We start from the raw sequence: 26678 nt of genomic DNA, 5'->3' as shown, positions 1-26678 counted from the left end.
CCCTTCTTGCTCTCACATGAAATGGAAATAGAGCAGAAGGGATTTTTTTATATCAATTTATTTATTTTTTTCAGGAATTTCTTCTAAAGACTTAACAAGAAGTTTCCAGAAAGGCTCACAAGAAGAAATTTCTGCCCTTTCTGTAGATGTATGAGGACTACGGATAGTAGGACCCAAACTCACAACATCCATATTAGGATACTTACCTAAAATAATAGAGCATTCTAAACCTGCATGATCTACTTGTACAATAGCATCTTCGCCATTCTGATCCTTATAAATCTTTTTTAATAGATTAAGAATCTCACTATTAGGATTAGGATCCCAACCACCATAACTACCACTTGCTACACTCTTCATACCTGCCATATCAAAGCAAGATATAATACGATTGACTAATACCTCTTTCATGTCTTCACGACTTGAACGAACAAGAACCTTGAAACTTGCCTTGTTAGAAGTAATATTGATAATAGCAAGATTAGAAGATGTTTCAACTACATCAGGATAAGCAGGAATAAAACGAAGAACACCATCATGACAAGCTGTTATAGAATTAATTAAGTTATCCTGAATTTCTACAGGAACAAGAGTCTTAGGAATATCAACTGATTCACATAAGAACTCAACGTTTTTCTCTATCAACTTAAACTCATCTGCTACTAACTCTTGCTGCTTGGCTACCATCTTCTCTAAAGACTTTACATTAGCCTTTGGCAAGGCAAGTACAACCTCAGCTTTAAAAGGAATAGCATTACGCATGTTTCCACCATCCCAAGAAACTAAACGAGCTCCCAGCTCTGATATTGCTTTACGTACTAAGCGAGCCATTTCCTTATTTGCATTGGCGCGACCTTCATTTATTTCCAAACCAGAATGACCACCTCTTAGCCCCTTTAAAGTAATCTTAACTGCAGCATCATAAGTATTTTCTACTTCCTTATACTCTAAAGAAGTGTCAATATCAACACCACCAGCTGACCCAATAACAAACTTGCCCCATGTTTCTGAATCAAGATTCATCAATATATCACCTGTCAAAACATCAGTAGGAAGATCGTTTGCTCCATACATTCCTGTTTCTTCATCATTGGTAAGAACAGCCTCAAGAGGACCATGTTTTAAGTCTTTCGACTCCATTATAGACATAATAGCAGCTACACCAAGCCCATCATCTGCACCTAGTGTGGTATCTGTACCATAAACCCATCCATCTATAATACGAGTTTGGATAGGGTCTGTTTCAAAGTTATGACTACTGCTTGGAGCTTTCTGCGGCACCATATCTATATGTGCTTGCAAAACTACTGTCTTTCTATTCTCATAACCAGGAGTAGCTGGTTTTCTAAAAATAACATTATTTGCAGTGTCTACAAAAGCCTCTATGCCTATCTGCTTGCCAAAGTCTACTAAAAACTTACGCACCTTCTCTGTATGTCCTGATGGACGAGGTACTTTTGTTAACTCATCAAAGTTTCTCCATAGCCCTTCAGGCTTTAATTTTCTAATTTCACTCATTTCCTAAAATTTTAAAGGTTAGTTATTTGTTAATATTGCTTTTTTTGTAAAACTAAGTGCTATCCATGCATATATTCCTAACAAAATTACCAAGAATGTTTGAATAGTATGCACTATTAACACAAAATAAAGTGCATGAATATCATTTACACCATAAAGTATCAACATCGTTTTTACAGCAAAATGCCAAGGTCCTGCCCCATTTGGTGTTGGAACAATAACAGCTATTGAGCCTACAACAAAACTTACTATGGCACAAGTCAGACCAAGATGAGAAGTCTCTGCAAAACAAAAGAAAGTAAGATAATAATGAAAAAAATAACTTATCCAGATAGCAAAACTAAAAAAAAGAAATAATGGAACATTATTAACACCTTTCAATGATAAAACCCCTTGCCAAATACCTGAAAAAGTATTACTTATCCTATTGTTTATTGAGAACTTTTTAAAAATAATATATAATAATAAAATAGCAGCTATACCACAAATAGCTGTAACTCCCCATCCCATTGGTGTAAACATTTCTAATATATTATCAAGACGTGTACCCGTTTTTAAAAAGAAATTGGCAAATACTCTAATCTGCAAAACAAAAGCTAAAGCTGTTATTAATAATATTATTAAAGTATCTACAGCACGCTCAGTTACCACAGTTCCTAATGCCTTAGGAAAATTTATTCTATCATATCTATGCAAAACTCCACAACGAGCAAACTCTCCAATACGAGGAATTAACAAACTAACAGCATAAGAAATAAATATAGAATTAATACTAACTGATATACGAGGCCGTTCATTTACAGGTTCTAATACTTGCTTCCAGCGCCACCCTCGAAACACTTGAGCCACTATTCCAAAAGGTAGAGAGAGAAGCATCCAGACCCAATCCATTTCATAAAGCAATATCTTTCGGATATTAGAAAAGTCAAAATCTCGATACATCCAATAAAGAATAGCACCTCCCAAAATAAGTGGGAATACTATCTTTACTATATTATTAACTATCTTACTTATCACCATTATAAGAGCAAAGATAGATAAAATGCATTTAAAAACAAAAGAAAATAAGTATCTTTGTAGCATAATAAAGAAAATTTATGAAATTAGTTAAACCAAAAAAGAATCTCGGACAGCACTTTTTAACCGACCTCAGCATTGCTAAGCGCATTGCCGACACTGTAGATTCTTATCCCAATATTCCTATTTTAGAGATAGGACCAGGTATGGGAGTACTTACCCAATATCTTGTTGAAAAGCATAGAGAAATAAAAGTAGTAGAAATAGATGCCGAGAGTGTAAAATATCTTAATGACAGATTCCCTAATTTACGAGAAAACATCATAGGAAAAGATTTCCTTAAAATGGATTTAAAGAATATATTCTATGGTAAACAATTTGTACTAACAGGCAACTACCCATATGATATTTCTTCACAAATTTTCTTTAAAATGCTCGATTATAAAGATCTTATTCCATGCTGCACAGGTATGATACAACGTGAAGTTGCTATTCGTATGACAGCAAAGCCATGTAATAAAACTTATGGCATTCTTTCGATATTAATACAAGCTTGGTATGATGTGGAATATCTTTTCACGGTAGACGAGACTGTTTTTAATCCTCCTCCCAAAGTAAAAAGTGCTGTTATTCGTATGACACGCAATAAAGTTACCTCTTTAGGCTGCGATGAAAACCTATTTAAAAGATTGGTAAAAACAGTGTTTAATCAAAGACGAAAAATGCTTCGAGTTAGTCTTAAACAAATTATCAAAAGCGGCTCTACCTCAGAAGATTTCTTTAAACAAGACATAATGACAAAGCGACCGGAACAATTAAGCATAAAACAATTTATAGAGCTTACAAATATGGTAAGTGAAGAATTAGCCTCAAGAGCTGAATAAAGAATTATTATCTTCAACACTTTATTATGATTATAAAAGATAGCAACATAGAAAAATAAAAAGTTACACTTAAAAAACAGAATGTTTTCTTGTGAAATTCTGAATTAATATATATTTTTGTACAAAGATAAATTAAATACAACAATAGAATATGATAGACGTAAAAGAGACTTTAAAAGAAGCAAAAGAGCGTATGAACATGGCAGTAATGTATCTTGACGAAGAGTTACAACGTATCCGTGCAGGTCGTGCTAATGTCGCTATACTTGACAGCGTACGCGTTAGCTCTTATGGGCAAATGGTTTCTTTAAACCAAGTAGCCACTGTTATGGTACCAGATGCACGTACTATAGCTATTAAGCCATGGGACAGAAAAGCTATTAAAGATATTGAAAAGGCTATAATGGATTCTGATGTTGGTATAACTCCAGAGAATAATGGTGAGATGATACGTTTAAATTTGCCCCAACCTACAGAAGAACGTCGCCGTGAGCTTGTTAAACAATGTAACAAGATAGGTGAAAAAACTAAGATCCAAATTCGTAATGTGCGCACTGACATTAAAGAGATTTTAAAGAAAGCCATTAAGGAAGGATTATCTGAAGACTTAGAAAAAGATGCAGAATCTGACTTACAGAAAGTGCATGATAAATACATAAAACAAGTAGAAGACCTACTTGCTGCTAAGGAAAAAGAGGTAATGACTGTATAAAACAACAAATACCCCCTTTAAGAATTATGTATAAAAGATAATAACTTAAAGGGGTATATTATATTATAACATCAAGTGAATGCGTGGATTAGTAATTAAAAACACAGGTAGCTGGTATAGCGTAAAGACAGAGAATGGGAAAATCATAGAAAGTAAAATAAAGGGCAATTTCCGATTAAAAGGCATTCGCTCAACTAATCCTATTGCCGTAGGAGACTATGTGAAAATAATTACCAATCAAGAGGGTACGGCTTTCATATCCGAAATAGAAGACAGGCGAAACTATATCATCAGAAAATCATCTAATTTATCAAAACAAAGCCATATCTTAGCATCTAACATTGATCAAGCCTTCCTTATAGTTACTACTAATTATCCTGAAACATCTACTACTTTTATAGATCGCTTTTTAGCGGGTGCTGAGGCTTATCGCATACCTGTAATACTTGTTTTTAACAAAATAGACTTGTTAAGCCAAGATGAATTACACTACCAAAAAGCTATGATAAACCTCTATGAAAATATTGGTTATAAATGTTTTGAAATACAAGCAAATGCAAAAGAAGCAACTCCGTTTAACTCAAACCTATTAAAACCTTTGCTAAAAAACAAAGTAACTTTATTAAGTGGTAACAGTGGTGTGGGAAAATCGACACTTATCAATGCTCTTTTACCACATATTAAGTTACGAACAGCAAGCATCTCTAATGCTCATAACACAGGCATACATACAACTACATTCAGCGAAATGTTAGAAATACCTGAAGGAGGCTATATTATAGATACGCCGGGTATAAAAGGATTTGGCACATTTGATATAGAAAAGACAGAGCTAACGAGTTATTTCAAAGAGTTTTTTAAGTTTTCTAAACATTGTCGTTTTTCTAATTGCACGCATACACATGAGCCAGGATGCGCTGTTAGAAAGGCTTTAGAAGAACATTTTATTGCTGAAAGCCGCTATAATAGCTATCTTTCTATGCTTGAAGATAAAAATGAAGACAAATATAGAGCAGCCTTTTAAAGTATTAAGAATATAAAAAAGGAGGTATTTTATAATACTTATAAGGCATTTAAATACCTCCATATATAAAAAATCAAACTACTTGTGTTTACTTATTTTCTGCATCTATAGCCTTTATCTTTTGCTTAATTTCTTCTACATCAGCCTTAAGCCGCTCTATACGACGATTCATCTCATCTATAAGGCTATTACCTTTTTTAGAACTAATATTTAAAAAGCCTAAATTGTTTTCATAAGTATTAATCTCTTGTTTCAACTTCTCATAACGATGCATCAATTTACTCCGCTCATTATCTAAAGCACTAACACCACGCTCTGCTACTTTCTTAATATTATTCTTAAAGCTATCTACACGCTTGTTGGCTTCACTTATATGTAAAGCACTATAAAGATTATCTAACACATCATGATACTCTTTATATAATTTATCTTTATCACGATAAGGAACATGACCTATATTGTTATACTTATCGGTAAGGTTCTTCACTTGTTCCTGTGTTGCTTCAGAAATATTAGCATATAGCTGCTTCAATTCTTCTATAACGCTACGCTTCTGCTTTAGGTTTTCTTTTTCCTGAGAATATACACCTTGATGTGCAGAATTGCGAGCTTCAAAAAATTCGTTGCAAGCACCTATGAAAGTATTCCATAGCTCATCGCCTATTTTCTTTGGCACTATCCCTATAGTTTTCCACTCCTTTTGTAAAGCTACCAACTTATCTGTTGTAACCTTCCAATCAGTAGACTTAGCTAAAGACTTAGCTTGTTCTACAAGAGATTGCTTCTTTTCAAGGTTTTCTGCATATTTTTTCTTCAACTCTTTAAAATACTCTCCCTTGCGTGTAAAGAACTCATCACAACCTGAACGGAAACGTTCAAATATCTTCACATTCATCTTCTTCGGAGCAAACCCTATTTCTTTCCACTCTGCCTGAAGATCCATTATCTGCTTTGTATGCTCCTCCCAATCGGAAGACTTAGTATTTTCTTTTTTGATAATATCCTCTAACTGCTCACACAAAGCTGTCTTCTTAGCCAAATTGTCTTCTTCTTTTGCACGAAGTGCCTCAAAATGCTGCAAATGACGTTTATTTATTATAGTGCTCGCAGCTTTAAAACGATTCCAAATCTCATCACGAACATCTTTTTCTACAGGTCCTGTTTCTCGATATTCTTGATGTAACTCTTGCAATTGATGAAAAGCACTTACTACATCTTCTTCCTCTGTAAGCTTCTCTGCTGACTCGCAAAGCTGAGTTTTCTTCTCTAAATTCTTCTTAAAATCATACTCTCGAGCTTCACGATTAAGATTTAAAAGATCATAAAACTGCTCCACATAAAGCTGATAATTACGCCACATCTCTGTTACTTTATCAGCTGGAATATTTTTTATTTCTTTCCACTCTTGTTGAAGTTTCTTAAACTCTGAAAAATTTTCATTTACCTCTTCAGGAGTAGTTATCATGGCCTTTATACGCTCTATAATAGCTTCCTTACGTTTAAGATTGTCTTGCTTCTGTTCTTCTTGTGCCAAAAAGGCCTGCTGACGTTTCTCTTTTACTAATATCATCTCAGCCTTAAAAGCCTCCTCTTCTTCATCAGGAAGGTAAGTATATTTGTTAGGATCACCTCCTCCTTCTAAAAAAGCCTTTTGCTGCTCATCTCGTTCTGCAAAAAGAATTTTGTAAAAAGCAGCTTTCAGATGATCTACCTCTGCTTTACTTGGAGCATCATCACTTGCTACAATCTCTTTCAAACGTTCTAAAACTTCTTTCTTAGATCCGTACAACTTAGTTGTCTTACTATCTTCTTCTATACCTTTTTCAAGGATCTTCTCTTGAGAGTCCATCAATTAAACATTTTAGTTTATGATTCGGGTTACCAAAAAATATATGAATAAACTAACCTTATTTAAAGGCTAACTATTTATCACTTTTATTACAACATGCAAACTTAATTAAAAAGTTCGAATATACCTAATTTATACTTATTTTTATTATTAATTTTCTTACAATAATCGTTTATGACGTAAAAGCCACCAAGAAGCTCCTGACACTACAAAAGAAAGCAATATCGCTATTGGAAAGCCCCAAAGATTTCTTTCTAACCCATTCACAAGGTTCATACCAAACAAAGATGATATAAGTGTAGGTAACATCATAATAATGGAAACTGAGGTTAAAGTACGCATCACAGTGTTCATATTATTATTGATAATACTGGAATACGTCTCCATTGTCGATTCTAAAATATCAGAATAAATACTTGTTGTCTCACGAGCCTGACTCATTTCTATATTTACGTCTTCTATCAAATCGGCATCAAGCTCATCTACTTGCAATTTAAATTTCAGCTTAGCTAACAAATTTTCATTACCACGTATAGAGGTTATAAAGTATGTAAGCGAATCTTGTAACCTGCTCAAACCTATTAAGCTCTCATTATTAACACCTTTGTCAAGATTGCGTTTTGCCTTTTCTATCAATGTGTTTATTTGTTTCAATCGCTTCAAATACCACACTGCAGACGAAAGGAATACACGAAAAATAAGATCCACATAGTCGGTAAAACCTTCCCTACGCTTTTGCTGATAAGATACAAAATCTATCATCATGTTCGTTTCAAAGTTGCAAACAGTAATTGTTACATCTTTCTTATGAATAATACCAAGAGGCACCGTAGTATAAGGAGTACGCGAACGCACTTCCTTTACATAAGGAATACGCAAAATGATAAGCATCCACCCATCATCATATTCATAACGCGCACGCTCATCTGTATCACTAATATCCGAAAGAAAATAATCTGGGATATCAAACCGTTCTATTAAGTCTTGTTGATCTTCTTCAGTTGGACAAGTTACTTGTATCCAACAATTAGGCTGCCATTCTTTAATAGCATTTAAATTGCCATTAATATTCCAATATGTTTTCATTAATATAATCCTCAAATATTAAAAACTACAGAGGATTAATGTTATTGAAACACAACCCTCACGCTAAAATAAATTATTGAAACTTTCCGCGTAATAATCGTCCATATAATTATACAAAATGGTTTACATTTGCAAATGTAATAATAAAAAATGATAAAGACAAGTGAAAATATCGTTTTTTGCACTATATAAATATAAAAAGTATTACATAAAACTTTACTCTGCTAAAAAAAACTTTACAGCCTTTATAAATAGCATCTCATTTTATCGCTAAAATAACTTCTAACAGTAAAGCTATAATATATAACACCTTTTTAAATCATAATATGATGTTTAAACCTTAAAAGACAACATATATAATAAGGAAAAACAACGTTTTATATGGCTATAACATATATATAGAAAATAAAAATAACCTATTTTTAAAACAAAAATAGATTAAAAACAATATAAAAATAAATTATTTTTCTTACTCATATAATGCTTTTTTATCATTAAAAAACATTTTCTACAAGTAAAAAACATTATAAAAAACAATTTTTCTTCACAACTATAGATTTTTTAAGCAATGTCACGACAAGGAATTTTGCTCTTTTTACCGTAAAGCCTCCATTAATAACCATCATATACACCAAGCTATTACTTATAACATGGAAAGATTACTTAATCTTTTTATATCTCTTTTAAATGTTATCTCTTAATATTTTCCACAAAGCTCTTTATAGATAACAAATCCACCTTACGAGGAGGCTCTACTGTAGAATATTTAATATTAGGCAAGGCTTCTATCTGAGCATCTGTAAGACCCATATATTTTTTTATCAAACCTGCAAAATATTTCACACCATGCTTATTGATTAGCTTAACAGCGTTATTATATGCCTCTGCAAAGGCTGCTTCTTGCGCGCTTCTATCCTCATTGTCCATAATTGCTAACACCCCTAAGTTGATACCACTTTCAGAAGTGTCATATAAAAGCACATTATCGCCCTGCATAGCCACTGTAGCCTGTGGCTCTTCAAACCAATAAGCATCTATTTCATGGTTAGCAAGCATTCTTAATCGAACAAAAACATCATTTATCTGAACACGAAACACATTATATTTAGGTTTGGCTTTATATACTACCTTATCAGTGAAAAAATCAGTAGCTGAAAAACGTGTCATAGCAACTATCTTATCACTAAGATCTGTGGGCTTAATTACCTTTGCTTGACGATCGGCTATAAGTTTCCAGCTTGCATTAGTACTTGTTAGATAATGTAACAACAATTTCTTCCTTTTTTTAAGCCGCTCTGTCCTTACCAAATCAGAAAAGGCCGCTTGCACACGATGATAAAGCATAGCAGTATCGCAATCCATCTGTGCATTATATTCCTTTAAAATTACATCAACCTTCGAACTATCATATAGCAAACTATCTCTCAACAAATAGGCAGGAAGGCAATCCATTGTAGGCATTACTGCTACTTTAAAAGCAGCCTTATACTTTGCCAACTGCTCTTCCTTTATATGTTGTAGCTCTGAAGCTTGCCTATCTTTCGACTTACTACAACTAACAAGCACTGAAAAAAATAAAAAAAACAGATAATTTATATATTTCATACCTTTGCAAAAGTAAGCATTAATTTTGTAACTAAAAAAAAACTTATTACTTTTGTCGTATTATGGCAAAGGATAAGACAGCTTACGTTTGCAGCTATTGCGGACAGGAAAGTAGTAAATGGATAGGTAAATGTCCTAACTGTGGGCAATGGAACACCTTTAAAGAAATAAAGATAGCAGCTACCCGTAATACATCTGCTACTAAGCATGCTGCAACAATGTTACAAAAAGCAGGTATGGGGCTTATAGCAGGTTTAGCTCATAAGCCTCAACTATTATGCGATATATCTTCCACTGACGACCCTCGCATAGATATGAATGATGCCGAACTTAATAGAGTGCTTGGTGGAGGTATGGTACCTGGAAGTATTATTTTGTTAGGTGGAGAGCCCGGCATTGGAAAGAGTACCCTTACACTGCAAACAATATTACATCTTAACTTTAAAGTATTATATGTTAGCGGAGAGGAGAGTCCTAATCAGATAAAAATGCGTGCAGAACGTATTACTAAAAATATACCCAATAATGTAGTAATACTCTCAGAGACTTCATTGGAGCATATCTTTGAGCATGCTAAAGAAGTTATGCCTCAACTTCTTGTGATAGACTCTATACAAACCATATCTACAGAAGAGGTTGATAGCAGTCCGGGAAGTATAACACAAGTACGCGAATGTGCCGCTGCCCTACTTCGTTTTGCCAAAACAAGTGGTGTACCCGTTATCTTGATAGGACATATTAACAAGGAAGGTTCTATAGCGGGACCAAAAGTTTTAGAACATATAGTAGACACCGTAATTCAGTTTGAAGGAGATCAACATTATATGTATCGTATCCTAAGAAGCATTAAAAACCGTTTTGGTTCCACTTCCGAGTTAGGTATTTACGAAATGCAGCAAGAAGGATTACGACAGGTAAGCAATCCTTCAGAGCTTTTATTAACAGGCAATCATGAGGGGCTGTCAGGTATAGCTATCTCTAACGCTATAGAAGGCGCACGCCCTTTCTTAGTAGAGACACAAGCCTTAGTATCTTCTGCTGCTTATGGCACGCCACAACGCTCAACAACCGGATTTGATGGACGCCGCTTAAATATGCTTTTAGCAGTTTTAGAAAAGCGAGTAGGATTTAAAATCATGCAAAAAGACGTTTTTCTTAATATTACAGGTGGAATACGTGTTACTGACATGGCTATGGATCTAAGCATCATTGCTGCTATAATATCCTCTAACCTTGATCTTCCTATAGAGCAAGGCTGGTGTATGTGTGGCGAAGTGGGGCTTAGTGGTGAGGTACGCCCTGTATGCCGCATAGAGCAACGTATAGCAGAAGGAGAAAAGTTAGGCTTCAAAGATATAATAATTCCAAAATATAACATAAAAGGATTAACAGACAAATATTCCATAAACATTCACCCTGTAAGCAAAGTGGAGGAAGCCATTAGAGAGCTATTCGGGTAAAATAATTGGTATCGGTACTTATTCTCAATACCTAATAGTAGGTATTTTAATATTGTATACTATGTATAGGTAAATATATTCCGTATATTTTTTATATCTTTGTTTACTAATTGAATGTGTAAATAAACGTGATGAATAAAATAAATGTTTATTGCAACACACAATAGTATTATATCAAATGAAATTATCAGAATTAAAGACAGGCGATTCTGCCATTATTATAAGAGTCTTAGGACAAGGTTGCTTTAGAAAACGCATTATTGAAATGGGGTTTATCAAAGGAAAAAAGGTAGAGGTTATGCTTAACGCTCCTCTGCAAGACCCTGTAAAATACAAAATAATGGGATATGAGGTTAGTTTGCGACATAGCGAAGCAGACAACATAGAAGTGCAACCAGAGTATGATGATAAAGAGATAGGACAAGACACAGCTAACCATCAGCAAACAATCTTTGCTAAGAAGAACGATGTTATGGACAAAACACTTAGTCCCATTAACATTAACACTTCTAATAACAAACATAAGAAAACTATATCAGTAGCATTGGTTGGTAATCCAAACTGTGGTAAAACCTCTCTGTTCAATTTTGCATCTGGCGCTCATGAGCATGTTGGCAACTACTCTGGGGTAACAGTTGATGCTAAAATGGGGTATGCTGAACAAGACGGCTACAGATTTAACCTTGTAGATTTGCCTGGTACTTACTCTTTGTCTGCTTATAGTCCTGAAGAGCTTTATGTACGTACTCAGCTCACGGATAAAACTCCTGATATAGTTATCAATGTAATAGATACTTCTAATTTAGAGCGAAACCTTTATCTTACAACACAACTTATAGAAATGCATATACCTATGGTATGTGCTCTAAACATGTTTGATGAAACAGAAAAGCGTGGCGATAATATTAATGTACAACAGCTTTCTTTGCTACTTGGAATACCAATGATACCCACTTCTTTTATTTCTGGACGTGGCGTAAAGGAACTTTTCAAAAAAGTAATTGATGTATATAAAAATGATGAAAACACACCTTCCGGCTATAGGCATATACTTATCAATCATGGACACGAAATAGAAAACGGCATTAAAGCCATTCAAAAACATTTAGAACAATACCCCGACATACGCTCACGCTATTCCACCCGCTACCTTGCTATCAAACTTTTAGAACATGATAAAGAGGTAGAAAATTTCATTTATAGCCTAAACGACTCTACAGAAATACTCAAACATCGTGACGAAGCCGAAAAGCGTGTTAAGGAAGAAACCGGTAACGATAGCGAAACTGCTATCATGGACGCTAAATATGGTTTTATTAATGGTGCTTTAAAAGAAACACATTATCGTCCTGGTAATAAAAAAGGCAATTACCATACTACACATATTATCGACAGCATACTCACAAACAAATATTTAGGTTTTCCTATATTCTTTTTACTCCTCTTTATAATGTTTACTACTACGTTCAATTTAGGAGAGTATCCCAAGAGCTGGATAGAAACAGGTATAGCAGATCTTGGAACTTTAATAGAGGGGCATTTACCAGCAGGACCTTTAAAAGATATGCTTATAGGTGGCATTATCGGAGGTGTGGGGCAAGTTATAGTATTTTTACCACAAATACTTATTCTATACTTTTTTATTTCTTATATGGAAGACTCGGGTTACATGGCAAGAGCAGCATTCATAATGGATAGATTAATGCATAAAATAGGGTTACATGGCAAGTCTTTCATACCTCTTGTAATGGGTTTTGGTTGTAATGTCCCGGCTATTATGTCAACACGTACTATAGAAAGCCGACGCAATCGTCTTATCACTATGCTCATACTACCTATGATGAGCTGCTCGGCTCGTTTACCTATTTACATTATGATTACAGGTTCTTTCTTTGCTATGAAATACCGATCTATTGCTATGTTATCGCTTTATGTTATAGGTATATTAATCGCTATTATTACAAGTAAGATATTCTCTCGTTTTCTAATAAAAGGCGAAGATACTCCCTTTGTTATGGAGCTTCCTCCCTATCGGTTCCCAACATGGAAAGCCATAGGTAGGCATACTTGGGAGAAAGGTAAACAATATCTTAAAAAGATGGGTGGAATAATACTTGTAGCATCACTTATTGTATGGGCTTTAGGTTATTTTCCTGTAAACGATGACCCAAGAATAAACAGACAAGAAAAACAAGAACAAAGCTATATAGGAAGAATAGGTAAAGCGGTAGAGCCTATCTTCCGGGCTCAAGGTTTCAACTGGCGGTTAGACGTCGGAATATTATCAGGAGTAGGAGCTAAAGAGATTGTCGCTTCTACTATGGGAGTACTTTATACTGACAATGATAGCTTTAGTAATGATAACAATTATAGCAATGATGACAAGAAGTATAGCTCTCTTCACAAACAAATAACAAAAGATGTGGCTAAAACACATGGTATTAGTATAAAAGAAGCCGAACCTATAGCCACACTTACTGCTTATTGCTTCTTACTCTTTGTGTTATTATACTTTCCTTGCATAGCTACTATAGCAGCAGTAAAAAGCGAAACAGGTAGCTGGGGCTGGGCTTTATTCTGCGCAATATACACAACGGCATTAGCATGGGTAGTAAGTGCTGTGGTATTTAGGATAGGATTACTTTTTATATAAAGAGAGCTTTGCTAAAAATTATACCTGCATATAGAATATTTACAGTATTAAAAGTATTTATCTTTTAAATCTTTATATTTAAAAATACTTACTTGAAGAAGTATTTGCAATAATTTTTATGTAATTTTGCCGCTAAATATTTAGCTATCATGATTATTAAAGATTCAGAGTTTACTATATCCTCTCCTACTGTTTTTAAATGCCCTAATGATAACAAGCCAGAATACGCATTCATCGGCAGATCAAATGTGGGTAAGTCAAGTCTTATAAATATGCTATGTAACCACAAAGGTTTAGCTAAAACATCGGCAAAACCAGGAAAGACATTGCTTATAAACCATTTCATTATCAACAAAGAATGGTACTTAGTAGACCTACCTGGATATGGATATGCAAAAAGCTCTAAATCTGTTCGTAACAAATTAGAACAGATGATAGCACAATATATATTACAGCGTAAACAGCTTATCAATGTATTTGTACTTATTGATATTCGACACGAACAGCAAACTATTGACCGTGAGTTTGTAGACTGGTTAGGAAAAAGCAACATTCCTTTCTCTATAATTTTCACAAAAGCCGATAAGCTAACAACAGGAAAAGCCAAATCAAATGCACTTCTTTGGATGAGAAAACTAGAAGACACATGGGAAGAACTCCCTCCGTATTTCATAACATCAGCTGAAAAGAAAACAGGTAAAGAGGAAGTTCTCAATTATATAGAAAGTATAAATTCTAATATCAATAAAGGCTAATTTTATGAATCAAAAACCTTATCTTGATGTTCAATCTATTTCAAAACGATTTGGGGCTCAAATACTATTTAATGACATATCTTTTTCTGTTTCCGAAGGACAGCATGTTGGACTAATAGCTAAAAATGGAACAGGGAAATCAACTTTACTATCTATACTCACCGAAAAGGAAGGATACGATAGCGGAAGTATTATATATCGTAATAACATAAAGGTTGGATTATTAGAGCAAACCACCATATTCGATCCTAATGAGACTGTACTTGATGCTTGCTTTAATCATCAAGGTAATGAAGAAAAGCTCCTAAAGGCAAAACAGATACTCACTATGCTAAAGATATATAATATGGAGCAGCCTATGGGGGAATTAAGTGGAGGACAACAAAAACGTGTAGCCTTAGCTAACACCTTAATCTTAGAACCAGACCTTCTCATACTTGATGAGCCCACAAATCACCTCGACTTAGATATGATAGAATGGCTTGAAAGCTACTTAAAACGTGGTAATAAAACCATTCTTATGGTTACACACGATAGATATTTCCTTGATAATGTTTGTAATACTATCATTGAAATAGATAATAATACCATATATACCTATAAAGGTAATTATGCTTATTATTTAGAAAAACGACAAGAACGCATAGATAACACAAAGGCTGAAATAGCACGAGCAAATAATCTTTATCGTACCGAACTGGAATGGATGCGCCGTATGCCACAAGCACGCGGACATAAAGCTCGCTATCGTGAAGAAGCTTTTTACTACCTGGAAGCTAAGGCTAAACAACGCATAGAAGAAAGACAAATACGACTTAAATCGTCTAATGTATATATTGGAAGTAAAATTTTTGAATGTCAATATGTTTCAAAACGATTTGATGATAAAGTAATTCTCCATAACTTCTATTATAACTTTTCTCGTTTTGAAAAAATGGGAATTGTTGGAAATAATGGTACTGGAAAATCTACATTTATTAAAATGCTTTTAGGTTACATTACACCTGATGAGGGGAAATTTGACATAGGAGAAACCGTACGCTTTGGATATTTCTCACAAGATGGATTACAATTTCGCAATGATCAAAAAGTTATAGATATTATAACAGATATAGCCGATTATATTGATTTAGGTGGTGGACGGCATCTAAGTGCTTCACAATTTTTACAGCATTTTTTATTTGAACCTGAACAACAGCATAATTATGTAAGCAAATTATCTGGAGGTGAAAAGCGCAAACTATATCTTTGCACTGTATTAATGAAAAACCCTAATTTCTTGGTACTTGATGAGCCTACCAACGATCTTGATATTCAGACCCTTCAGATCTTAGAAGAATATCTACAAGACTTCCCTGGATGCGTAATTATTGTATCACACGACAGATATTTTATGGATAAGGTAGTAGACCATCTTTTAGTATTTAATGGTAAAGGAGATGTAAAAGACTTCCCTGGCAACTACACGCAATATCGTGATTATATGCGCCTAAAGTCAAAAGAGCAAGATGTTTCTAAACCTATTCAACAACCCAAAAGTACCACTAAACTAAACAAGAGCCATAATAGTAGCAATGAGTTAACACACAAAATGACCTTTAAAGAGAAATATGAATATGAACAAATAACAAAAAAAATAGAACTACTAAACACAGAAAAGCAAGCCATTGAAGAAGCACTCTGCTCTGGAACTCTATCTGTAGAAGAACTTACTGATAAAAGTAAACGTCTGCCTTTAATAAGTAGCGAACTTGACAAACTTGAAATGCGGTGGTTAGAATTAGATGAATTAAAATCTTGATAACTAAAAGAGATTATACAAAAATCTTATAATTAAAAAGTATAATACCTATTTTCCTAAACACCGCACAAATAATTATTAACTTAAAACTAAGTGTGTAAAAAACTTTTTACTGCAAAAGTACTTACAAAGGCTTTGAAAAATGCTTCTCTGTATTGATCATCATAGGATCAAGAGCCGCTGCTACATTACGAACAAAAGGGCGAGCAGATGTTAATACTGTTAAATAATCTTCAGAGAATGTTATCAAACCATCACGTTGCATCTCCTCTAAAACATCAGACTGATAATTAATACTATCTATAAGAAATTCTTTAGATATATTAAGCTCTGAAGCTAAAGTTTCCCATTCTATATGATAATTGCACATAAGCTGCTCTATTACTGCTCTTACTATCTTTTGTTGTGAAGATAAATTATATCCCTTACTAATAGGAAGATGTCCTATTGACAGCATTGCTATATATTCATCTATTGACTTAGTGTTCTGAGCGTATGCCATATCTAACTGACTAATACCTGTAACACCAAAAGCATATACTTGCCCTGTAGTGCGTCGAGTACAATAACCCTGAAAATTACGATGAAGCTGGTGAGTATTAAGTGCTAATGCAAGTTCATCAGAAGGCAACACAAAATGATCTAAACCTATTTCTTCATATCCTGCTTTTAATAATTCCGTCTCGGCATTCTTAAACATCAATGACTTATCTTCACCATTTGGCAGACCAGCCTTCTCTAATATCATTTGTCTCTTAAATATCCATGGACAATGACCATAACTAAAAGTAGTAAGACGATCAGGCTTAAGAGTTATTGCCTTGCGCATTGTTTGAAGGAAACTATCTGGTGTCTGAAGAGGAAGCCCAAAAAGAAAATCCATATTAATACTTGCACCACCTTCACGCAATATGTTAATTATATCTAATAAAGGTAGCTTGGAAGGAGTTCTATTAACTACTTTAAGTACATCTTCATTAAAATCTTGCACACCTATACTAAAACGATTGAAATGTGCTGATAACAATTTATACCAATCATCTTTTTCTAAATAACCAGGATGACACTCTATTGCTATTTCAGGATGTTCTATAGTTGGAAAATAAGAAAACAAATGCTCATTAAACTCTTTCAAAACTGTTACAGGCAAAGATGTAGGACTTCCTCCACCATAATGTATCTGAGAAATACACCTCTTTTTATTCAAATGCTTTGCTACAATATCTATTTCCTTATGAATAGCCTCTACATAAGCCTTTACATTTTCTTGTTTCTGCATAGGATAAGAATTACACCCACAATAATGACACAATCGGTAACAAAACGGTATATGAAAATAAAATGAAAGATTACTTGTGCCATAGATATTACTTCTTTCAAGAACATCTATATAGTTATCCTCAGTAAATGATTCAAAATAATTAGCTGGAGGATAACTCGTATATCGTGGTACAGATACATTATATTTATTAAGAATATTAGTATTCATTATAAGTAAAAAAATTATTTTATTGTTTTATAAATTAATAAGCCATACGCCTATATAATCTTATTATTTCTATCTTAGGTAATATGACTTTCTTTTATCAAAATAAAATCTTGTTACACTACAAATATTTTTTCTTTAAGTTCCTTTTGTCATATCTTTATCATTTATTGCAAGCAAAAATACACAATTATTTCTTATAAATAGCCTTATAGTATCATAAGTTAAACATAAAAGTATATTTATGTTACTTTTATCATCATAAATGAGTAGGAAAAGAAGAGAAAATAAAACACTAAAAAGATTTATTTTCAGAAAAGAATTCTTATTTTTGTAATAAATATAACCTCATAATTTTTTTAATAATGGAAAATAATATTAATCTTTTTTCTGCTAACAAGTTGGAGACATTTCTATGTAAGAAATCAAAGACTTTTACCAAAGTAGACATTCTTAAAATAGTAGATAAGTATGAAATTGAAATGGTAAATTTCATGTATCCTGCTGGAGACGGAAGATTAAAAACCTTAAACTTCTCTATCCACTCAAAAAAATATCTCGAAACAATACTTACCTGTGGTGAACGTGTAGATGGATCATCATTATTTAGCTTTATAGCTGCAGAAAGTAGTGACCTATATATAATACCTCGCTATTCTACTGCTTTTATAGATCCTTTTGCAGTTACCCCTACTCTATGCTTTCTATGTACTTTCTTTGATAGAGATGGAAAACCTTTAGCCTCTTCTCCAGAGCAAACACTCTTTAAAGCTATGACAGCCTTTGAAGAAGTAACAGGAATGACCTATGAAGCAATGGGTGAACTTGAATATTATGTTATACATGAACAAGAAGAGGACTTCCTTGCTGAAGACCAACATGGATATCATGAAAGTTCTCCATTCTCTAAAACCAACGACTTTCGCACTGCATGTATGAAAATCATTACAGAAATAGGAGGTAAGATAAAATATGGACACTCTGAAGTAGGTAATTTTGTAGATAATCACTTAAACTATGAACAAAATGAAATAGAATTTTTACCAGTACCTGCAAATGAATGTGCAGAACAGATACTCTTAGCTAAATGGGCTATCAGAACTTTAGCCTATAAACAAGGATTAGACGTTACATTTGCACCTAAAATTACCACAGGAAAAGCTGGTTCAGGTATGCATATTCATATGCGCATGATGAAAAATGGTAAGAATATGATGCTTAATAATGGTAAACTTTCTGATGATGCACGAAAAATGATAGCAGGAATGATGGAACTTGCACCAAGCATTACAGCTTTTGGTAATAAAAATCCTACATCTTATTTCCGTCTTGTTCCTCATCAAGAAGCTCCTACTAACGTTTGTTGGGGTATGAGCAATAGATCTGTTTTGGTTCGTGTACCTTTAGGCTGGACTTCTGGTGAAGACATGTGTCATAAAGCTAATCCCTTAGAACCTTTAACACAACGTGATTATAGTGGCAAACAGACTGTTGAAATGCGATCACCTGATGGTTCTGCTGATATTTATCAGCTTCTTGCGGGGTTATGTGTGGCTTGTCGTCATGGCTTTGAAATGTCTAATGCCAAAGAAATAGCAGAACGTACATTTGCCGATAGTGATATTCATGACGAAAAAAATGCCAGCAAATATGCTAATCTTACACAACTACCTGATTCTTGTGAAGCTTCTGCAGATTGCTTAGAAAAGCAACGATCTATTTATCAGGCATACAATGTATTCCCTGCTGCTATGATAGACGGCATTTTAAAGCAACTACGTGATACCCACGACCGCACTTTACGTGCTGATATACATGATAAACCAGAAGAAATAGCCATTTTAGTGAAAAAATATTTCCACTGTGGATAATTATAATAGTTAACATAAATGTATAGAAAAGTGCAAGTCCCATAATTCCAACTATGTATTTAATGGAACTTGCACTACAACTAATCAGCGAAAATGAAGAAATATCGAAGTTGGTGTAAACTGACTGATAATGAGCAGGAAACGGAATAATTTGCATAGAAGTGCTCTTTTCAAAAAGAGTTATAATATGCAGATTTAGGCAGAAGTTCAGTTACTAGAGCGTTACCCGATTTCGTCATAAGTAACGATGGGGCAATATTCGGTAACTAAGTTATTTTCGCTCGTGTGGTTGTTGCTACGGTCGGCAGTTTTCTGCATAAGTGAGGAACGCTTTAATTCAGGTAACTTTGCCCATAAAAATTAAAGCGTATGAAACAAGAGAAAATGAAGGTGTTGCTCTACCTCAAAAAGAGCGGTCTGGACAAATCGGGGAAAGCTCCGATTATGGGACGTATCACAATCGGGCGTTCCATTGCCCAGTTCAGTTGCAAGCTCTCCTGCAATCCCGATTTGTGGAATCCCCGTGAGAGCAGAATGGACGGAAAGAGTCGTGAGGCGGTGGAGGTGAATGGCAGGTTGGAGAACTTGCTGCTGTCCATTCAGTCAGCCTATCAGTCTTTGCTTGCAAGAAGTTGCCCATTTGACGCAACCGATGTAAAGGAGCTGTTTCAAGGCAGCGTACAGACACGATGTATGCTTATCGAACGATTGGACATCCTCATCAGGGAGAAGAAAGAACATATTGGAATTGACATTAAGAGAGAAACAATTTCCAATTACTATACTACCCGTAATAATCTTCGGACATTTATCGAAGACAAGTACAAGGTGGAAGATTTGTCTTTCTCGCAACTTACAGAAAATTTCATTTATGATTTCAGGGACTATTACTTGAACAAATTAGGGTTTCAGGAAAGTAGTTTCTATGCAGTTGCATCCCAAATAAAGACCGTATGCAGGTTGGCATACCGTGAAGGATTGGCTGACACCTTATTATTTGCTAATGTAAAGATAGCAAGAGGTGATAAGAAACTCCCAAAGGCACTTGACAGACGTTCACTTGACAAACTAATGAATACCCACTTCGGAGAGTTGGAGGAAGAAATGGAAACGGCAAGGGATATTTTCCTCTTTGCCTGTTATACGGGTGCTGCATATTGTGATTTGATGGAACTGAACAAGTCCCATCTTGTGCGTGATGATGAGGAAAATCTTTGGATGAAGTTCAATAGGAAGAAGACAGGTGTACTTTGCCGTATTAAGTTGTTGCCCGAAGCGATTAGGATAGTAGAGAAGTATCGAAGCGAAGAAAGGGAAAGACTGCTGCCACAGATGAAGTATGCCACCTATCAGTCGTATCTTAAAGCATTGCGCCTTAGAGAGGGTATAGCCTTTCTCTTTACCACACATACGGCAAGACACACCTTTGCCACGCTCATCACGCTTGAACAGGGTGTACCGATTGAGACCGTGAGTAAGATGCTGGGGCATTCCAACGTGAGCATGACCGAGCGTTATGCAAAGGTAACGCCACAGAAACTCTTTGAGGAATTTGACCGTTTCCTTTCTTTCACTGAAGATATGCAGTTAACAATCTAATTCCTATTTTTTCTATCTTATCATTACTTATAAATCAAGACTACCAAGACAATGAGAAGTACATTCAAGATACTGTTCTATATCAACAGACTGAAAACAAAGGCAGACGGCAATACCGCCATTCTCTGCCGTATCACCATAGACGGAAAGAACACAGTCATTACCACGGGCGAAGAGTGCCAGCCCTCTGAGTGGGATGCCAAGCAGGGTTTGACAACCAATAAGAAGACCAATCAAAGAATTAATGAGTTTAGGGATTTGGTGGAAAAGACCTATCGGGATATTCTTGTAAAGGATGGAGTGGTAAGTGTGGAGCTTGTAAAGAACTGTTTACAGGGTATTGCCACCAATCCGACCACGCTCCTTGCCATGAGCAGAGCGGAACTCCAAGCAGTCAAGGAAAGTGTTGGCAGATCAAGGGCAGAGGGAACTTATCTGAACCTGTTCTATTCTGGCAGAAATCTCCGTGAATTTGTAGAAAACAAAGGAGTGCAGGATATACCCATCGGAACCATTACAGAGGAACTGTTTGAGGAATACCGCTTCTTTCTTAAAAAGAAAGGATTGAAAGGCTCTACCATCAACAATTATCTTTGTTGGCTGAGCCGTTTAATGTTCCGTGCGGTAAGCCAGCGCATCATTCGTTATAATCCATTTGAGCATGCAGAATATGAAAAGGTGGAAAAGGCTATCCGCTTTCTTAGTAAGAGTGATGTAGCAAACCTGATGGCAATGAAGATATGTGATAGCGATGCCGAACTTGCAAGACAGACGTTTATCTTCTCCTGCTTTACAGGTTTAGCCATTACGGATATGGAACAATTGAAGTTTGGGCATATTAAGAGTGCAGCGGATGGGAAGATGTATATAAGAAAGGAGCGTCAGAAAACAAAAGTAGAATTTATAGTGCCGTTACATCCCATAGCGAAAGCTATCATCAGTCATTGCAGGAACGCGCAGGAAAGAAACGAAGAACAACAGACAGTGAAAGAAAAAGGCGACAGCCTTTTCTTCCAACCTCATAGCAGCCGTAGTGTCATGGATACCAAGCTGAGCATCGTGGGAAAGGCTTGCGGTATCTGCCAAAGACTTTCCTTCCACATGGCAAGACATACATTTGGCACAATGAGCCTAAGCGCAGGTATTCCCATTGAGAGCATAGCCAAGATGATGGGGCACGCTTCCATATCAAGCACTCAAGTTTATGCGCAGGTAACGGACAACAAAATTTCGGAGGATATGGACAGGCTCATTGCCAAGTACAAGGCTAAGGATAACAATACCACAAATGCGGATGTGGATGCAGCTACAAAGAAAATTCCATTGATTGTTAGTTTAAATGGCAGAAAGGGGGATACGGCATGAATACGAGCTATAAATTAAAGACGAAGACCAGCGCGGGAAATCAGCGCAGTTATTTTGATTGGGGCAGCAATATGCAGATAATCCAAAAGGGAAACGGAAAGATAGTCATAACAGAGGGCGAACTCACAAGGTTCTTCGGAGTAACGTGGAGTAAACTTAACCATAGACTGCAAACAGTAATGAAATCCTCCCATCTACATCCCAATGAGAAGGTTGCAGGTGAGGAGGAAATCATCATTAACGGACAACTCAAAGGTTATGCTCCGCTCTATTCACTAACAACAATCATCGCCTTGTCCTTTCAATTGGACAGTACGGAAGCGCATTTGTTCAGAAAGTATATCTGTGAGAGGTTGCAGAAACCTGTATCCGTGATAATACCGATGTTTATGTTCGGTAACACGAATAACTAATTGATTATTTCTTATCTTTCCTTTTTCTTTCACTGAGATTGTATCTTACTACATAACTACATTAAGGGATAAAGCGGTGAAAGAAAAAGGATTAACGTGTAGTAAAGTACTAGAAATAATGGTACTACGCAGTAACTATATTTGTCTTTCTTCTTTCATCGCTTTATAGAGAATGCTCTATATCTCAAAATCAACAAGGAAAAGGCCGTAGTGTCGTATGTGCGCAGAGTGAAATACCTTGGCTACTCCTTTTATGTAATGAACGGCAAATACCAACTCACGGTACACCCAAAGTCCAAAGCCAAGATGAAGTCAAGGCTAAAAAAACTGACAAGTCGCAGTAATGGATGAGGACACGCCAAGAGAAAGCAAAAGCTGAAAGAATACATAAGAGGTTGGGTAGGTTACTATCACCTTGCCAATATGAAATGTCTCCTACTTGACACTGATGAATGGTTAAGACGTAGAATACGCATGTGTATATAGAAAGCTTGGAAGAAAGTCAGGACAAAAGTGGCAAACCTCATCAGATATGGTATCAATCAATACCAAGCATACGAATGGGGTAATACTCGCAAGAGTTATTGGCGAATAGCTGATAGTCCTATTTTAACAAGGACGATAGATAACAATAAACTACGCTCAGCAGGGTATGCCACTTTAATGGGATCGTATCTCGAATGACACCTAAAATAGGAACCGCCGTATGCGGAACCGCATGTACGGTGGTGTGAGAGGTCAGTGAACACGAAAGTAAGAGATAAGCACCTATGATTAGTGTTTACCTCCTACTCGATTGCTCTTTTGAGTTTTATCGGACAGCAATAGTTGCAAGTCAACTGTATTTGCTATATTATCAATAATTGAAATAATAAGGCCAGACAGTCTAACCCTACCGAGCGTTACATGCAACCTGAAATTAGAAAACATCTTACAGCAACGTCTTTCAAATCATTGCGCATAGATTCTACCATAGACAAAAACTGCGATGGTATTTCTGAAACACCAAGATGAATAAAACCCAATCCTGTTGTAATTTCAAATGCCCCTATTTTGTCAAATGTGAGAGTAGGCGTTTCTATTGCATCAAGATTTTTCTTGATGATTTGGCGCAAGTCCAAATCGATCGGAGTATCATCTATGAATGCTAATGTTATATGACAATAGTCCTTCTGCCATACAACAGGTATTTCACTCATTATAGACCTCATTCTCTTAAACCAATCTGTTTCATAGTCTATTGGAACTTTCAATTCAAAGGAAAGTATCATTCCGGGATTTGGCGTTGCTGATGGGTGGAATACCAGTTGCTTTATAATAACAAAAAGCATAGTCAGTTCTGAAAGGATACATTAAACAATATGGATAACCTAAAAATAACATTAGCTTAACATTTGCCACCAATAAGACAAGCTAAATTTGCAGTGTTAAAAGAACAACAAACTTGATTGATTGCAGTTTGAAAATTTATTGCAATAAATGACAATTATTATTCACATTTAATTTTAAAAGTTATGAAAACAGAAGTTTGTATGCAGGAGATGAATCTACAAGAAATGAAAAGTACTAATGGTGGTGGTATATCCATTATTAAAGTAACTGGTGCGATGGACGGAATTAAAGGAAACACAGAAATCTTTATCTTCGGCATTCGTGTATTTCACGGTAAGAATGTAGATTAACATTATCTCTCTCATTGTCATCCAAGATTATTATAGTTTTAATAAGTTCTTTTGTTAGTATGGAAGTAAAAATTTGCACTATTTTATCCTTATTATTCATTGTAAATCTGAATGTCTCAGGTCATGCTGTATTGCTGGATAAAACAACAAATCAGCCAATATCCTATGCGCAGATTTTAAATAACAAAGGGGCTGTCGTTGGAACGACAGACATTGACGGTAATTTACCTAAAAACTTGAGTGATGAGATTGTTACTATACAACATATTGCCTATAATCCAGAGAATGTGAAATCCTCACAATTTAAGAAAGGCAAATCTGTTTTTCTTTCTCCTATTGACTATCAATTGAAAGAGGTGACAGTTACAGCAAAGAATACAGATTACATTTATCTTAAGACTTACTTCCGAAGCTATCAACTGAATGATTCTTGCATGAAATATTTCAGAGACGGCTTCTTGGATTTTTTTATCAATGTAAAACATAAAGATACGGAGAGATTTGTTCAAAAGATCCGTACTTTCCAAAACAACGAATTGATTGAAAAGGATACGAAAAGAACAAATACTCTTGTCAATAAATATATTTATACTCCATATTTGGATGGTCTCACATTAATAGAATCATTAAAAAAAGAAGGATGGAGATATAATGCGGATAGTATAGATTGCCGATTATTCTTAAACGAAATGGTTGGAGGTGTAATAAGGTTAGATACAGTTCAAGGGGTATTGCGAGTTGAATATGATGCTATTACTACTAAAGAAAAGAAGCTTAAAACACTATTTGGTTATACTACACGGCTTGAGAACTTTTATCAGACAGAAAATTATATATATAAGTCTGAATATCAATCTTATATGGATTTGATAAACCGAAAGAACTATAGAAAGTTGTTTTTTAGTCACAAGAAGGAGCCCAAAGAACAGATGATTGAAGTTTTTGATGAACTATATGTTTTGGAACACAAGTATATCTCCAAAGACGAAATGAGACAGTACAAAAAAGTAAGGAAATCAAAATCAAACGAGCCTTTTTCTGAATGGGATGATAGTACAATAGTCACTCCATTAGCACCACAATTAGTGCAAATAATGGAAAGTCATATGACACAGGTTGAATAATGGTTCTTCTCTCTTACTCTACAAATAAAAAGTAGCCCTTGCCATGGATACATTTTACCATGACATGAGCTACTTTAACGTAATACATTTTCCGCTTCAATATAATCAATTTAGTGCCAAAACTTGAAGATTATTCCTGGACCTCAAGTATAAGTCCAGTTCCTCTTTTGGTAATAATCTCTATTGAAGAATCAGCGGCAAATAGCTTTCTGAGTTTGGTAATGAATACATCAAGGCTGCGAGATGCGAAATAATCATCCTCAGTATTCCAAAAACGGCTTAAAATGACATTTCTTCTCACTACTTCACCTTTGTTTTCTGCCAACACCTGAAGAATCTGCGCTTCTCTTACAGTAAGCATGAATCGTTTATCTGTTACATTGTCAAGCAATGTAGAGTATTTGGTATTTAAGGTGTAATGTCCGAAGTTGCATAAGTCTTCTTCATTTCTGCTTTTCTTGCCTTCTTTCATCTTCAGAATAGCGTGAAGATGCGCATCAAGTTCATCAGGAACAAATGGCTTCTTTATATAGTCGTCCCTTAAAAACTATATTTCAGCATAAAGTTTGTATTGACAAGCTTTATGCTGATTCTTTTTATAAGGTACAAAAGAACTCTCATAGCTCTTTTGAAGTTATATGCTGCCGCAACTAATAATACATTGATAGCATCTCCTTTCACACCTTTATAAAAGTTGCGAGATAATCGGTGGTCTGCTTTAAGATGTCCTATTGTTGGTTCTATACCTGCTCGTTTACAAAATAGTTTGTGTTT

21 protein-coding genes and 2 pseudogenes are annotated in these 26678 nt (G+C 35.1%); 14 read left to right on the top strand and 9 right to left on the bottom strand.

Features of this window, described 5'->3' with window-relative positions; all coding sequences use genetic code 11:
• Positions 1–57: 57 nt before the first annotated feature.
• Positions 58–1518: an aminoacyl-histidine dipeptidase gene (locus AC1DCD_RS06285; protein ID WP_464640889.1), complete on the bottom strand. Its 1461-nt coding sequence runs from the start codon at positions 1516–1518 to the stop codon at positions 58–60.
• Between the two features lie 18 nt (positions 1519–1536).
• On the bottom strand, positions 1537–2538 hold the full coding sequence (locus AC1DCD_RS06280; RefSeq protein WP_464640891.1) for a lysylphosphatidylglycerol synthase transmembrane domain-containing protein: 1002 nt from the start codon (positions 2536–2538) through the stop codon (positions 1537–1539).
• A gap of 77 nt (positions 2539–2615) precedes the next feature.
• On the opposite strand from AC1DCD_RS06280, the gene rsmA reads away from it, so the two are divergent.
• The 3 genes from rsmA to rsgA all read left to right on the top strand — a co-directional run bounded on the left by rsmA (position 2616) and on the right by rsgA (position 5155).
• On the top strand, positions 2616–3419 hold the full coding sequence (rsmA, locus tag AC1DCD_RS06275) for a 16S rRNA (adenine(1518)-N(6)/adenine(1519)-N(6))-dimethyltransferase RsmA (RefSeq protein WP_464640893.1): 804 nt from the start codon (positions 2616–2618) through the stop codon (positions 3417–3419).
• A 151-nt stretch (positions 3420–3570) separates the two neighbouring features.
• Positions 3571–4131, top strand: a complete 561-nt coding sequence (frr, locus tag AC1DCD_RS06270) for a ribosome recycling factor (protein ID WP_008451060.1) — start codon at positions 3571–3573, stop codon at positions 4129–4131.
• A gap of 79 nt (positions 4132–4210) precedes the next feature.
• Positions 4211–5155 carry a ribosome small subunit-dependent GTPase A gene (rsgA, locus tag AC1DCD_RS06265; protein WP_308532759.1) on the top strand — a complete coding sequence of 315 codons (945 nt, stop codon included), beginning with the start codon at positions 4211–4213 and terminating at the stop codon, positions 5153–5155.
• A gap of 88 nt (positions 5156–5243) precedes the next feature.
• On the opposite strand, the gene AC1DCD_RS06260 is transcribed toward rsgA, so the two are convergent.
• From AC1DCD_RS06260 to AC1DCD_RS06250, 3 genes are all read right to left on the bottom strand, one after another.
• Positions 5244–7004: a DUF349 domain-containing protein gene (locus AC1DCD_RS06260; RefSeq protein WP_464640896.1), complete on the bottom strand. Its 1761-nt coding sequence runs from the start codon at positions 7002–7004 to the stop codon at positions 5244–5246.
• 159 nt (positions 7005–7163) lie between these two features.
• Positions 7164–8090 (bottom strand): magnesium transporter CorA family protein, encoded by a 927-nt coding sequence (locus tag AC1DCD_RS06255; RefSeq protein WP_464640898.1) that lies wholly within the window; start codon positions 8088–8090, stop codon positions 7164–7166.
• A gap of 690 nt (positions 8091–8780) precedes the next feature.
• Positions 8781–9695 (bottom strand): substrate-binding domain-containing protein, encoded by a 915-nt coding sequence (locus tag AC1DCD_RS06250; RefSeq protein WP_464640900.1) that lies wholly within the window; start codon positions 9693–9695, stop codon positions 8781–8783.
• A gap of 62 nt (positions 9696–9757) precedes the next feature.
• On the opposite strand from AC1DCD_RS06250, the gene radA reads away from it, so the two are divergent.
• The 4 genes from radA to abc-f all read left to right on the top strand — a co-directional run bounded on the left by radA (position 9758) and on the right by abc-f (position 16364).
• Complete coding sequence (radA, locus tag AC1DCD_RS06245; RefSeq protein ID WP_019036295.1) at positions 9758–11155, top strand: DNA repair protein RadA; 1398 nt, start codon at positions 9758–9760, stop codon at positions 11153–11155.
• A gap of 178 nt (positions 11156–11333) precedes the next feature.
• Positions 11334–13808, top strand: coding sequence for a ferrous iron transport protein B (feoB, locus tag AC1DCD_RS06240; RefSeq protein ID WP_464640902.1), 2475 nt, complete (start codon positions 11334–11336; stop codon positions 13806–13808).
• Positions 13809–13957: 149 nt separating this feature from the next.
• A complete protein-coding gene (gene yihA / locus AC1DCD_RS06235; RefSeq protein ID WP_008451056.1) occupies positions 13958–14563 on the top strand; it encodes a ribosome biogenesis GTP-binding protein YihA/YsxC in 606 nt (201 codons plus the stop codon).
• A 4-nt stretch (positions 14564–14567) separates the two neighbouring features.
• Positions 14568–16364 carry a ribosomal protection-like ABC-F family protein gene (abc-f, locus tag AC1DCD_RS06230; RefSeq protein ID WP_464640904.1) on the top strand — a complete coding sequence of 599 codons (1797 nt, stop codon included), beginning with the start codon at positions 14568–14570 and terminating at the stop codon, positions 16362–16364.
• 124 nt (positions 16365–16488) lie between these two features.
• On the opposite strand, the gene hemN is transcribed toward abc-f, so the two are convergent.
• Entirely contained in the window at positions 16489–17853 is a 1365-nt protein-coding gene (gene hemN, locus AC1DCD_RS06225) for an oxygen-independent coproporphyrinogen III oxidase (protein ID WP_464640906.1), read from the bottom strand.
• A gap of 362 nt (positions 17854–18215) precedes the next feature.
• Between hemN and AC1DCD_RS06220 the strand changes: the two genes are divergently transcribed.
• From AC1DCD_RS06220 to AC1DCD_RS06200, 5 genes and pseudogenes are all read left to right on the top strand, one after another.
• Positions 18216–19721: a glutamine synthetase family protein gene (locus AC1DCD_RS06220; RefSeq protein ID WP_308533232.1), complete on the top strand. Its 1506-nt coding sequence runs from the start codon at positions 18216–18218 to the stop codon at positions 19719–19721.
• A 369-nt stretch (positions 19722–20090) separates the two neighbouring features.
• Positions 20091–21320, top strand: a complete 1230-nt coding sequence (locus tag AC1DCD_RS06215; protein ID WP_464640908.1) for a site-specific integrase — start codon at positions 20091–20093, stop codon at positions 21318–21320.
• 51 nt (positions 21321–21371) lie between these two features.
• Positions 21372–22685, top strand: a complete 1314-nt coding sequence (locus tag AC1DCD_RS06210) for a tyrosine-type recombinase/integrase (RefSeq protein ID WP_464640910.1) — start codon at positions 21372–21374, stop codon at positions 22683–22685.
• Positions 22682–23098, top strand: coding sequence for a hypothetical protein (locus AC1DCD_RS06205; protein WP_464640912.1), 417 nt, complete (start codon positions 22682–22684; stop codon positions 23096–23098). Before AC1DCD_RS06210 ends, AC1DCD_RS06205 begins: the two co-directional genes overlap by 4 nt.
• A gap of 159 nt (positions 23099–23257) precedes the next feature.
• A pseudogene (locus AC1DCD_RS06200) lies at positions 23258–23832 on the top strand (group II intron maturase-specific domain-containing protein); the annotation flags it as partial.
• A 168-nt stretch (positions 23833–24000) separates the two neighbouring features.
• Here AC1DCD_RS06200 and AC1DCD_RS06195 read toward each other — a convergent pair.
• Complete coding sequence (locus AC1DCD_RS06195; protein ID WP_464640914.1) at positions 24001–24429, bottom strand: 2'-5' RNA ligase family protein; 429 nt, start codon at positions 24427–24429, stop codon at positions 24001–24003.
• Between the two features lie 183 nt (positions 24430–24612).
• On the opposite strand from AC1DCD_RS06195, the gene AC1DCD_RS06190 reads away from it, so the two are divergent.
• Both AC1DCD_RS06190 and AC1DCD_RS06185 read left to right on the top strand, forming a co-directional pair.
• Positions 24613–24780 carry a hypothetical protein gene (locus tag AC1DCD_RS06190; RefSeq protein ID WP_154653957.1) on the top strand — a complete coding sequence of 56 codons (168 nt, stop codon included), beginning with the start codon at positions 24613–24615 and terminating at the stop codon, positions 24778–24780.
• A 59-nt stretch (positions 24781–24839) separates the two neighbouring features.
• Positions 24840–25904 carry a hypothetical protein gene (locus AC1DCD_RS06185; RefSeq protein ID WP_353586832.1) on the top strand — a complete coding sequence of 355 codons (1065 nt, stop codon included), beginning with the start codon at positions 24840–24842 and terminating at the stop codon, positions 25902–25904.
• Positions 25905–26034: 130 nt separating this feature from the next.
• Here the strand turns inward: AC1DCD_RS06185 and AC1DCD_RS06180 are convergent.
• Both AC1DCD_RS06180 and AC1DCD_RS06175 read right to left on the bottom strand, forming a co-directional pair.
• Positions 26035–26442: pseudogene (locus AC1DCD_RS06180) on the bottom strand (response regulator transcription factor); the annotation flags it as partial.
• Positions 26443–26444: 2 nt separating this feature from the next.
• The coding region (locus tag AC1DCD_RS06175) for a transposase (RefSeq protein ID WP_480349140.1) at positions 26445–26678 on the bottom strand (234 nt) is incomplete at its 5' end.

Source organism: Prevotella sp. C0209C1 (genome assembly GCF_056583855.1).
The sequence above is the reverse complement of the archived record's forward strand: the minus strand, read 5'-3'. Positions and strand labels throughout refer to the sequence as shown.

Coding starts and splice junctions, on each gene's coding strand:
- AC1DCD_RS06285 (WP_464640889.1), bottom strand. CDS start 1,518: ATGAGTGAAATTAGAAAATTAAAGCCTGAAGGGCTATGGAGAAACTTT.
- AC1DCD_RS06185 (WP_353586832.1), top strand. CDS start 24,840: ATGGAAGTAAAAATTTGCACTATTTTATCCTTATTATTCATTGTAAAT.
- yihA (WP_008451056.1), top strand. CDS start 13,958: ATGATTATTAAAGATTCAGAGTTTACTATATCCTCTCCTACTGTTTTT.
- AC1DCD_RS06220 (WP_308533232.1), top strand. CDS start 18,216: ATGGAAAATAATATTAATCTTTTTTCTGCTAACAAGTTGGAGACATTT.
- AC1DCD_RS06215 (WP_464640908.1), top strand. CDS start 20,091: ATGAAACAAGAGAAAATGAAGGTGTTGCTCTACCTCAAAAAGAGCGGT.
- AC1DCD_RS06190 (WP_154653957.1), top strand. CDS start 24,613: ATGAAAACAGAAGTTTGTATGCAGGAGATGAATCTACAAGAAATGAAA.
- AC1DCD_RS06260 (WP_464640896.1), bottom strand. CDS start 7,004: ATGGACTCTCAAGAGAAGATCCTTGAAAAAGGTATAGAAGAAGATAGT.
- feoB (WP_464640902.1), top strand. CDS start 11,334: ATGAAATTATCAGAATTAAAGACAGGCGATTCTGCCATTATTATAAGA.
- rsgA (WP_308532759.1), top strand. CDS start 4,211: ATGCGTGGATTAGTAATTAAAAACACAGGTAGCTGGTATAGCGTAAAG.
- abc-f (WP_464640904.1), top strand. CDS start 14,568: ATGAATCAAAAACCTTATCTTGATGTTCAATCTATTTCAAAACGATTT.
- AC1DCD_RS06250 (WP_464640900.1), bottom strand. CDS start 9,695: ATGAAATATATAAATTATCTGTTTTTTTTATTTTTTTCAGTGCTTGTT.
- AC1DCD_RS06255 (WP_464640898.1), bottom strand. CDS start 8,090: ATGAAAACATATTGGAATATTAATGGCAATTTAAATGCTATTAAAGAA.
- hemN (WP_464640906.1), bottom strand. CDS start 17,853: ATGAATACTAATATTCTTAATAAATATAATGTATCTGTACCACGATAT.
- rsmA (WP_464640893.1), top strand. CDS start 2,616: ATGAAATTAGTTAAACCAAAAAAGAATCTCGGACAGCACTTTTTAACC.
- frr (WP_008451060.1), top strand. CDS start 3,571: ATGATAGACGTAAAAGAGACTTTAAAAGAAGCAAAAGAGCGTATGAAC.
- AC1DCD_RS06280 (WP_464640891.1), bottom strand. CDS start 2,538: ATGGTGATAAGTAAGATAGTTAATAATATAGTAAAGATAGTATTCCCA.
- AC1DCD_RS06210 (WP_464640910.1), top strand. CDS start 21,372: ATGAGAAGTACATTCAAGATACTGTTCTATATCAACAGACTGAAAACA.
- AC1DCD_RS06205 (WP_464640912.1), top strand. CDS start 22,682: ATGAATACGAGCTATAAATTAAAGACGAAGACCAGCGCGGGAAATCAG.
- AC1DCD_RS06195 (WP_464640914.1), bottom strand. CDS start 24,429: ATGCTTTTTGTTATTATAAAGCAACTGGTATTCCACCCATCAGCAACG.
- radA (WP_019036295.1), top strand. CDS start 9,758: ATGGCAAAGGATAAGACAGCTTACGTTTGCAGCTATTGCGGACAGGAA.